Genomic DNA, 10211 nt, shown 5'->3' on the forward strand with positions numbered 1-10211 from the left:
GTCGGTGGGGACCCCGGTGATCGCGTCGGTGCCCGGGGCCACCAGGTCCCACAGGTCCTCCGGCGAGCCGACGCCGCCGGGGAACCGGCACGCCATGCCCACGATCGCGATCGGCTCCTGGTCCCGTGCCTCGACCTCTTCGAGCCGCCGTCGGACCTGGCGCAGGTCCGCGGTCGCCCGCTTGAGGTAGTCCCGGAGCCTTTCCTCGTTGCCCATGTCCACTCTCTTCTCAGGAAATTCCGAGTTCGCTGTCGAGGGCCGTGAAGAGCTCCTCGTCGGTGGCGGAGTCCAGGTCCTCCTCCGGGTCACCGGCGTCCGACCAGGCACGGGTCAGGGTCCGCAACCGGGCGGCGATCAGAGCCCGGTCCCCGTCGTCCGCGTCGAGCACGTCGAGCGCCGCCGCGAGACCGTCGAGGTCGGCCAGCACCCGTCGGGCCGGGTCCGCCTCGGACGGCGTGATCTCCGCGCCCAGGTACTCGGCCAGCGCGGCGGGTGTGGGGTGGTCGAAGACCAGCGCGGCCGGCAGGCGCAGGCCGGTGGCCGCCATCAGCCGGTTGCGCAGTTCGACGGCGGTGAGCGAGTCGAACCCCAGCTCCTTGAACGCCCGGTCGGGCTCGACCTGCTCCGCCGCGCCGTAGCCGAGGACGGTGCCAGCCTCACCTCGGACCAGGTCGAGCAGCACCGCGTCCCGCTCCGGCTGCGGCAGCCCGGCTACCCGTCGGGCCAGCGATTCCGCTGTCGAGCGGACGACCGTGCTCCGGTGGTCCCGGCCGACCAGGTCGCGGAACAGGGCCGTGCCCGCGTCGCGCGCGGCCCTGGTGTCCAGGCTGGTCGCCACCACGATCGCCTCGTCGCGGCGCAACGCGGCGTCGAACAGCGCCAGGCCGTACTCCGGGGACATGGGGGTGATGCCGCCACGTGCCCATCGCGCGAGGTCGGCCCGGTTCAGCAGGCCGCCCGTGACGCCTGAGCCGTCCCACAGACCCCAGGCCAGGGAGGTCGCCGGCAGGCCGTTGGCCCGGCGGTGTTGGGCGAGGGCGTCGAGGAACGCGTTGGCCGCCGCGTAGTTCGCCTGCCCCGGGCTGCCGGTGAGGCCGGCGGCCGAGGAGAACAGGACGAACGCGGACAGGTCCAGGTGCCGGGTCAGCTCGTGCAGGTGCCACGCCGCGTCCACCTTCGGCCGCAGCACGGCGTCCACCTGTTCCGGCGTGAGGCCGGTGAGGACGCCGTCGTCGAGCACACCGGCGGCGTGGACGACCGCGCTGAGCGGCGCCTCGACAGGGATCCCGGCCAGCACTCCCTCCAGCGCGTCCCGATCGGTGACGTCACACGCCACGACGTCCGCGTGCGCACCGAGCGCGGTCAACTCGTCAGCCAGGCCGGACGCGCGCTCCGGCCAGCGACCCACCAGCAGAAGCCGCCGAACACCGTGCCGGAGCACCAGGTGACGCGCGACCAGCCCACCGAGCGCACCGGTCGCACCGGTGACCAGCACGGTGCCTTCGGCTGTCGACCTGGGATTCGGATCCGTCGGTTCCACCCGTGCCAGTCGGGCCGCGTGGACCTGGCCGTCGCGCACGGCGAGTTGCGGCTCGTCGGTGGCCAGGGCGTCCACCACGGCGTGCGCGGATGTGTCGTCCACGTCCAGCAGCACGAACCGGTCGGGGTGTTCCGACTGGGCCGACCGGATCAAACCCCATGCGGCCGCCATCGCCGGGTCCACGTCGTCACTCGGACGGACTGCCACGGCTCCGCGGGTCACCACGGCGAGGCGGGCCGTGCTGAACCGCTCGTCGGCCACCCACTCCCGTGCCAGCGTCAGGGCGCGCTGGACGGCGTGGTGAGCACCGGTGCTCGGATCGACCGCCGCAGGATCGAGGGGGACTAGCACGACGTCGGGACGGTCGCCGTTGAGCTGGGCCAGGTCGGAGTACAGCGGCAGGTCTCCGAGCGGAGAGGTGCCGACGACCGCCCAGTTCACCGGCGTGTGGGTCGGCGTCACCCGCACGGACCGCCACACCGGGGCGAACAGGGAGTCGCGGTGCGTTGCACCGGCCAACCGGTCCGGTGAGACCGGTCGAACCACCAACGAGTCGACCGTCGCCACCCGGTTGCCGCCGGTGTCGAAAGCGTCGATCGAGACTTCGTCGTCGCCGGAACGGGTGAGTCGGACGTGCAGGGCGGTCACGTTGCCGGCGTGCACGCTCACGCCCTTCCACGAGAACGGCAGGCGCGGCTGGTCGCCCTCGTCGGTGAGGGCGAGGGCGTGCAGGGCGGCGTCGAACAGGGCGGGGTGCAGGGTGAAGCCTTCGGTGTCCGTGCCGTCGGGGAGCTCGACCTCCGCGTAGACGTGGTCGCCGTGCCGCCACGCGGCCCGAAGCCCGCGGAACGTCTGACCGTGATCGACACCGAGCACCGCGAACCTCGCGTAGGCGTCCTCGGCGGTGAGAGGTGTCGCCGCAGGAGGCCATTCCGCGTTGCCGGCGGGGCTGTGCCGTGTGGTCTCACCCAGCAGGCCGGTGGCATGACGCGTCCACTCCTCGGCATCGTCCGTTCGGGAGTGGACGGCGACCCGGCGGTGTCCGGCCTCGTCCGCGCCCACGGAGAGCTGGACGGTGACCGTGCCCCGCTGCGGGACCGTGAGCGGCGCTTCGAGGGTGAGCTCTTCGACACGACCGCAACCGACGCGGTCACCTGCGTGGACGGCGAGATCGACCAACGCCGTTCCGGGCAGCAGCACGGTTCCCATGACCGCGTGGTCGGCTAGCCACGGGTGGGACTGGAGCGACAGCCGGCCGGTGAGGAACAGGCCGTCACCGTCCGCCGGCTCGACCACGCCGCCGAGCAGCGGATGACCCGTCGTCCCGACGCCGAGGGCCGCCGCGTCGGTGGGCACAGACTTCGGGATGAGCCAGTAGTGGTGGTGTTGGAAGGGGTAGGTGGGGAGGTGGTGGTGGGTGGGTGTGGGGTGCCAGTTGATTGTGGTGGTGTGGTGGGTGTGGAGTTGTGTGAGTGCGGTGGTGAGGGTGGTGGTTTGGGGTGTGGTGTGGTGTTGGGTGGGGATGACGGTGTGGGGTGTGGTGTGTGTGGTGGGTGGTGTGAGGGTGGTGGTGGGTCCGATTTCGAGGTAGGTGGTGACGCCTGCGTTGTCGAGGGTTTGGATGGTGGTGTGGTATTGGACGGTGTGGCGGATGTGGTCGGTCCAGTACTGGGCGTTTGTCAGCTGGTCCGGTGTGGCGATGGTTCCGGTGCGGTTGGAGATGATGGGGATGGTGGGTGGGTGGTAGGTGAGTGTGGCGGCGGTGGTGTGGAAGTGTTCGAGGATGGGGTCCATGTGGTGTGAGTGGAAGGCGTGGCTGACGTTGAGGGTGGTGGTTTTGTGGCCGTGTTGGGCGAGTGTGTTGGCGATGTGGTGTGTGGTGTCGTGGTCGCCGGTGATGACGAGTGAGGTTGGGCTGTTGATGGCGGCGATTGTGGTGCCTGGTCGGAGTAGGGGCTGGATGTGGTCTTGGGTGGTGTTGATGGCGATCATGGTTCCGCCTGTGGGGGCGGTTTGCATGAGTCGGGCTCGTGTGGCGACGAGTGTGGTGGCGTCGGTGAGGTCGAGGATTCCGGCGAGGTGTGCTGCGGTGAGTTCTCCGAGTGAGTGTCCGGCGAGGTAGTCGGGGTGGATGTCGTGGTGTTGCAGCAGGCGGTAGAGGGCGATTTGGTGGGCGAAGAGGGCTGGTTGGGTGTATTCGGTTCGGTTGAGCAGGTCGGGATGGTGGAACATGACGTCGCGTAGTGGGTGTTCGAGGTGTGTGTTGAAGTGTTCGCAGACTTCGTCGAGGGCGGCGGCGAATACGGGGTTGTTGTGGTGGAGTTCTTTGCCCATGCCGGGGTGTTGTGAGCCTTGGCCGTTGAACAGGAATGCGAGTTTGCCGGGGCGTGCTTGACCGGTTATCACGGTGGGCAGTGGTTGGTCGTTGGCCAGGGCGGTCAAGCCGTTGAGCAGTTCTTCCGTGGTGTCGCCGGTGATCGCTGCGCGGTGGTCGAAGGTGGTGCGTGTGGTGGCCAGGGCGTGGGCCACTGCGATGTGGTTGATGTCCGGGTTGGCGGTGATGAAGGCGTGCAGGTTCCGGGCCTGGTCGCGTAGTGCGGGTTCGGTTCTGGCGGACAACAGCAACGGCAGGTGAGTGTCTGATGTGGACACTTCGGCTGGCGCGGCTTGTTCGAGGATGGTGTGTGCGTTGGTGCCGCTGATGCCGAAAGAGGAGACCGCTGCCCGGCGCGGGTGCCCGTCCACAGTCCAGTCCACTGGTTCGGTGAGCAGGGTGATGTTGCCGGAGTTCCAGTCGACGTGCGGTGACGGCGCGTCGATGTGCAGGGTCTTGGGCAGTCGGCCGTGCCGCATGGCCATGACGAGCTTGATGATTCCTGCCACGCCTGCGGCGGCTTGGGTGTGGCCGATGTTGGACTTGATCGCTCCTAGGTACAGTGGTCGGTCGCGGTTTTGTCCGTAGGTGGCGAGTAGGGCTCCGGCTTCGATGGGGTCGCCCAGGCTGGTTCCGGTGCCGTGGGCTTCGACGGCGTCGATGTCGGTGGGTGACAGGCCCGCGTTGGTCAGTGCTTGGGTGATGACGCGTTGTTGGGAGGGGCCGTTGGGTGCGGTGAGGCCGTTGGACGCACCGTCCTGGTTGACCGCGCTGCCGCGGACCACGGCGAGGACGCGGTGGCCGTTGCGCTGCGCGTCGGAGAGGCGTTCCAGGACGAACAGGCCCGCGCCCTCGCCCCACCCGGTGCCGTCGGCGGCCGCGGCGAAGGGCTTGCACCGGCCGTCGGCTGCCAGGCCGCGCTGTCGGCTGAACTCGGTGAACGGCCCTGCTGTCGCCATGACCGTGACGCCGCCGGCCAGCGCGAGCGAACATTCGCCGTTGCGCAGCGCCTGTGCGGCGAGGTGGACCGCGACCAGCGAGGACGAGCACGCCGTGTCCACCGTCATCGCCGGACCTTCCAGCCCGAGCGTGTAGGAGATCCGGCCCGAGGCGACGCTCGTCGTGGTGCCGGTCGCCAGGTACCCCTCGACGCCCTCGGGCACGCGCGACAGCCCCGACGCGTACCCCTGGGGGATCACGCCCGCGAACACGCCGGTGTCGGTGCCGCGCAAGGACGATGGGTCGATGCCGGCTCGTTCGACGGCTTCCCAGGCGGTTTCGAGGAGTAGTCGTTGCTGGGGGTCGGTGGCGAGTGCCTCGCGGGGGCTCATGCCGAAGAACGCCGCGTCGAACTCGTCCGCGTCGTGGAGGAACCCACCTTCGCGCGCGTAGCTCTTGCCCGACCGGTCGGGATCGGGGTCGAAGAGGTCCGCCAGGTCCCACCCCCGGTTGTCCGGGAACGGTCCGATGGCGTCGGTGCCGGCTTCGAGCAGCCGCCACAGGTCCTCCGGCGACCGCACCCCGCCCGGGTAGCGGCAGGCCATGCCGATGATCGCGATCGGCTCGCGGTCCCGGGACTCCGCCTCCCGCAACCGGCCCCGGGTCTCGTGCAGCTCGGCCGTGACCTTCCTGAGGTACTCGACCACCTTGCCTTGGTCCGCCATCGTCAGCTCCTCAGGAGATGCCCAGCTCGTTGTCGATGAAGTCCAGGACGTCGTCGACGGTTCCGGTGTGGATCGCGGTCGCGACATCGACGTCCGAGTCGACCCGCGCCCCGCCGATGGTCTTCAGCAGCGCCTGCAGGCGGTTGACCACCACGGCGTTCACCGCCTCGTCCACCTCGCCGAGCTCCTGCTCCAACTTGTCCAGCGCGGACAGGACGAGGTCCTCCGCGGCCGGTTGGAGCACGCGGAGCAGGTGCGCCGCCAGTGCCGTCGGGGTGGGGTGGTCGAAGACGAGGGTGGCGGGCAGGCGCAGGCCGGTGGCGGTGTTGAGGCGGTTGCGCAGTTCGACGGCGGTGAGCGAGTCGAACCCGAGCTCCTTGAACGTCCGCTCGGCCTCGACGCCGTCTACGGCGGGGTGGTCCAGCACGGCGGCGACGGTGGAGCGCACCACGTCGACGAGGACCTGTCCTCGTTCCTCGGCGGGCACTGCCGCCAGCCGTTCCGCCAACGACACCCCGCCTGCCACCGCCTTCCGCGGACGTTGCCGCACCAGACCCCGGAGCACCGCCGGCAGGGTCCCGGCGTCGGCTTGGTCGCGCAGGCGGGCGCTGTCGATGCCGGCCGCCACTACCACCGGCTGGGATTGCGTGACGGCGGCATCGAACAGGGCCAGGGCCAGGTCGGTGTCCAGCGGCGTCAAACCGTTGCGGATCATGCGTTTCACGTCGGTGTCCGCGAGGTGCCCCGTCATCCCGCTCCGCTGCGACCAGTATCCCCAGGCGATGCTGGTGGCGGGGAGGTTGTGGGCGTGGCGGTGGTGTGCGAGGGCGTCGAGGTAGGTGTTGGCGGCGGCGTAGTTGGCTTGTCCTGGTGTGCCGAGTGTTGCGGCTGCGGAGGAGAAGAGGATGAAGGCGTCGAGGTTGGTGGTGTGGTGGTGGAGGTGGTGTGCGGGGGTGGTTTTGGGTTGGTGGGTGGTGGTGAGGTGGTGGGGGGTGAGGGTGGGGATGGTGGCGTCGGCGAGTGTGCCGGCGGTGTGGATGATGGCGGTGAGTGGGTGGTCTGGGGGTATGTCGTGGAGTGTTTGGGTGAGTTGGTCGGGGTTGGTGATGTCGCAGGTTTTGATGGTGATGTGGGCGTTGAGGGTGAGGAGTTGGGGTGCGTTGGGTGCGTGGGGTCCTTGTCTGCTGAGGAGGAGGATGTGGCGTGCGTGGTGGTGGTTGACGAGGTGGTGGGTGATGAGGGTGCCGAGGGTGCCGGTGCCGCCGGTGATGAGGATGGTTCCGTCGGGGTTCCAGGGTGGGCTGGTCTCCGGGTGGGGTGGTGGTCCTGGTGAGGCGGGGGATGTGGAGGGTGTTGGTTCGGATGGCGATCTGTGGTTCGCGGGTAGCGATGGCGGTGCCGATCGTGGTGGTGTCGTCTGTGGTGGTGGTGGTGTCGTCGGTGTCGATGAGGGTGATGCGGTTGGGGTTTTCGGCTTGGGCGCTGCGGACGAGTCCCCAGACGGCGGCGGTGTCGAGGTTGGGGATGTCTTCGCCGGGGTGGGTTGCGACGGCGTTGTGGGTGAGGATGGCCAGGTGTCGTGGGTTGTCGGTGGTGAGCCAGTGTTGGAGGTGTGTGAGCGTGGCTTGGACGGGGTTTTCGTCCGGCACCCGGAACACCTCGAAGTCCGGCTCGGACGCTCGCGGAGTCGTCGACAGCGGCATCCAGGTGACCTCGTACAAGGTGTGCGTCGAGGGGGCGAGCCGGGTGGGGTCCACAGGGCGCAGCGCCAACGACCCAATGGTGATCACCGGCTGACCGGCGGTGTCGATGGCAGTGACGCTGATCGTGTCGTCGTCTGTTGTCGTGATGTGCGCGCGGAGCGCCTTCGCGTCCGTGGCGTGCAGGTGGACGTCCGTCCAGGCGAACGGCAGCCGGACCTGGCGGTCGGCGTCCGTCAGCGCGAGGACGTGCAGGGCGGCGTCCAGCAGCGCAGGGTGGATGTCGAACCCGGTGGTGTCGGTGTCGTCGGGTAGCGCGATGTCGGCGTAGAGGCCGTCGCCGTCTCGCCAGGCTGCTCGGAGGCCCTGGAAGACCGGGCCGTAGTCCAAGCCGGTGCCGGCCAGGTCGTCGTAAACGGTGCCGACGTCCAGTGGCGTGGCTCCTGCCGGCGGCCATACATCGTGCCGGGGGACGTAGTCGTGGTGGGTGGTGCTCAGCGTTCCTGTTGCGTGTCGAGTCCACTCGGCGGCGTCGTGCGGGCGTGAGTGGATGCCGATGGTTCGTCGATTGCCCTCGTCGGGCTCGGTGATCGTGACCTGGAGGCGGGTATCGCCGTCCTCGGCCAAGGTGAGCGGTGTGTGCACCGTCAGGTCGTCGATGTGCTCGTAGCCGAGGTTCCCGGCCGTGTGCAGAGCCAGTTCCAGGAACGCGGTCCCGGGCAACAGCACGGTGTCCGCGACGGCGTGATCTCCGAGCCACGGTTGCACGACGGGCGACAGCCGTCCGGTGTAGATGATGGAGTCGTCTTCGGCTGACGTGACCGCCGCGTCCAGGAGCGGGTGGTCAGGTGTGGTGAGGCCGACGGTGCCCAGGTCGGCGGTCCCGGTGTCGTGTAGCCAGTAGTGGTGGTGTTGGAAGGGGTAGGTGGGGAGGTCGAGGGTGGTTGTGGTGGGGTGCCAGTGGGTAGGGAGGCCGTGGGTGTGTGCGGTGGCGAGTGGTGTGTGGAGGGTGGTGTGGTCGCGGTGGAGTGTGTGGAGGACGAGTGCGGTGTCGAGGGTTTCCTGTGTTGCGGTGGTGAGGACGGGGTGGGGGCTGATTTCGATGTAGGTGGTGTGTCCGTCGTTGTGGAGTTGTTGGAGTGTGGGGTGGAAGTGGACGGGGTGGCGGAGGTTTCGGTACCAGTAGTCGGTGTCGAGTCGGGTGGTGTCGTGGATGTGCGCGGCGGTGAGGGTGGAGTAGAAGGGGATGTCGGCTTGAGCGGGGGTGATGTGGGCGAGGGTGGTGTGGATGTGGTGGTGGAGTGTGTCGATGTGGGGTGTGTGGGAGGCGTAGTCGACTGGGATGGGTTTGGCGCGGATGCCTTGGGTTTGGCAGTGGTTGATGAGTTGTTGTACGGCTTGGGTGTTGCCTGCGATGACGGTGGTGTGGGGGCTGTTGTGTGCGGCGATGTGGAGGTCGTGGTGGAGTAGGGGTTGTAGTTGGTGTGGGGGTAGTGCGATGGAGGCCATGGTGCCGGTGCCGCGGAGGTGGGTGGCGATGGCTTGGCTGCGGAGGGCGCTGATGGTGGTGGCGTCGGTGAGGGTGAGTGCTCCGGCGATGTGGGCTGCGGCGATTTCGCCTTGGGAGTGTCCGATGACGGCGTCGGGGTGGATGCCGTGGTGTTGCCAGGTGCGGGCGAGGGCGACCATGGTGGCGAACAGGGCGGGTTGCACGATGTCGACCCGGTCCAGCCAGGTGTCGTCGTCGCCGCGCAGGATGTCGAGCAGGTCCCAGTCGACGTGTGCGGTCAGCGCTTCGGCGCAGGCTTGGATGTGTTCGGCGAACACGGGCGAGGTGTCGAGCAGCGCGCGTCCCATGCCGACCCATTGAGAGCCTTGGCCCGGGAAGACGAACACGGTCTTGCCGGATGCCGTCGCCTGACCGGTGATGATGTCGGGTGCCGGCTTGTCGTCGGCCAAGGCTGCCAAGCCGGTGAGTTCGTCGCCCAGGATGGCGGCTCGGTGTTGGAACCGGGTGCGGCCGGCGAGGGCGTGGGCCACTGCGACGCGGTCGATGTCGGGGTTGGCGGTGACGAAGGCGTGCAGGTTCCGGGCCTGATCGCGCAATGCCGATTCGGTCTTGGCCGACAACAACAACGGCAAGGAGGAGTCCGGTGTGGACGGTTCAGCCGGTGCAGCTTGTTCGAGGATGATGTGGGCGTTGGTGCCGCTGATGCCGAAGGACGACACGGCAGCTCGCCTCGGCCGGCCGTGCTCGGGCCAATCCACTGGTTCGGTGAGCAGGGCGAGGTTGCCGGAATTCCAGTCGACGTGCGGCGACGGCGCGTCGACGTGCAGGGTCTTGGGCAGCAGGCCGCGCCGCATGGCCATGACCAGCTTGATGATGCCCGCCACGCCGGCGGCGGCCTGCGTGTGGCCGATGTTGGACTTGATCGACCCGAGGTACAGCGGCACGTCGCGGTTCTGCCCGTAGGTGGCGAGCAGCGCTCCGGCCTCGATCGGGTCGCCCAGGGTGGTGCCGGTGCCGTGGGCTTCGACGGCGTCGACGTCGGCGGGGGAGAGGTCGGCGTCGGCAAGGGCCTGGCTGATCACGCGTTGCTGCGACGGGCCGTTCGGAGCGGTCAGCTGGCTGCTGCGGCCGTCCTGGTTGACCGCGCTTCCGCGCACCACTGCCAGGACCCGGCGTCCGTTGCGCCGTGCGTCGGAGAGCCGTTCGAGCAGCACGAGCCCGGTGCCCTCGCTCCAACCGGTGCCGTCCGCCGCGGCGGCGAAGGGCTTGCACCGGCCGTCCGGCGCCAAGCCGCGTTGCCGGCTGAACTCCACGAACAGGTCGGGCGTCGCCATCACGGTCACGCCGCCGGCCAGCGCGAGCGTGCACTCGCCGTTGCGCAGCGCCTGTGCGGCGAGGTGGACCGCGACCAGCGAGGACGAGC

3 protein-coding genes and 2 pseudogenes are annotated in these 10211 nt (G+C 69.1%); all 5 read right to left on the minus strand.

Annotated elements, in window-relative coordinates:
* Nucleotides 1-216 (minus strand): polyketide synthase docking domain-containing protein (locus AB0G02_RS20255; RefSeq protein ID WP_360796564.1); only part of this gene is annotated, 216 nt, incomplete at its 3' end.
* Between the two features lie 13 nt (nucleotides 217-229).
* Entirely contained in the window at nucleotides 230-5578 is a 5349-nt protein-coding gene (locus AB0G02_RS20260; protein ID WP_360796567.1) for a type I polyketide synthase, read from the minus strand.
* Between the two features lie 10 nt (nucleotides 5579-5588).
* Nucleotides 5589-6293: a beta-ketoacyl reductase gene (locus AB0G02_RS20265; protein WP_360796569.1), complete on the minus strand. Its 705-nt coding sequence runs from the start codon at nucleotides 6291-6293 to the stop codon at nucleotides 5589-5591.
* A gap of 108 nt (nucleotides 6294-6401) precedes the next feature.
* Nucleotides 6402-7358: pseudogene (locus AB0G02_RS20270) on the minus strand (KR domain-containing protein); the annotation flags it as partial.
* A gap of 25 nt (nucleotides 7359-7383) precedes the next feature.
* A pseudogene (locus AB0G02_RS20275) lies at nucleotides 7384-10200 on the minus strand (type I polyketide synthase); the annotation flags it as partial.
* Nucleotides 10201-10211 lie beyond the last annotated feature (11 nt).

Source organism: Actinosynnema sp. NPDC023658 (genome assembly GCF_040639995.1).
Classification (GTDB): domain Bacteria; phylum Actinomycetota; class Actinomycetes; order Mycobacteriales; family Pseudonocardiaceae; genus Actinosynnema.